Genomic DNA, 255 nt, shown 5'->3' with positions numbered 1-255 from the left:
AAAGCTCGGCTGGTCGAAGGAGAAGCTGCAGGTCACCTTCCAGTCGCGCTTCGGGCCTGAGGAATGGCTGCAGCCCTATACCGACAAGACGGTCGAAAAACTTGCGCAGGACGGTGTCAAGCGCATTGCCGTCCTCAACCCGGGCTTCGTCTCCGACTGTCTGGAAACGTTGGAAGAGATCGCCGAGCAGGCGGCCGAAAGCTTCCATCACAATGGCGGCGAGAAGTTCACCCACATCCCCTGCCTGAACGACAG

General features: G+C 59.6%; 1 protein-coding gene. It reads left to right on the top strand.

The genetic code is table 11. The annotated features are described in order from the left end of the window. The coding region (locus tag IB279_RS36925) for a ferrochelatase (protein WP_192341319.1) at nucleotides 1–255 on the top strand (255 nt) is incomplete at both ends.

Source organism: Ensifer sp. ENS06 (genome assembly GCF_014852205.1).
In the GTDB taxonomy this organism is placed as follows: Bacteria; Pseudomonadota; Alphaproteobacteria; order Rhizobiales; family Rhizobiaceae; genus Ensifer; species Ensifer adhaerens.
The sequence above is the reverse complement of the archived record's forward strand: the minus strand, read 5'-3'. Positions and strand labels throughout refer to the sequence as shown.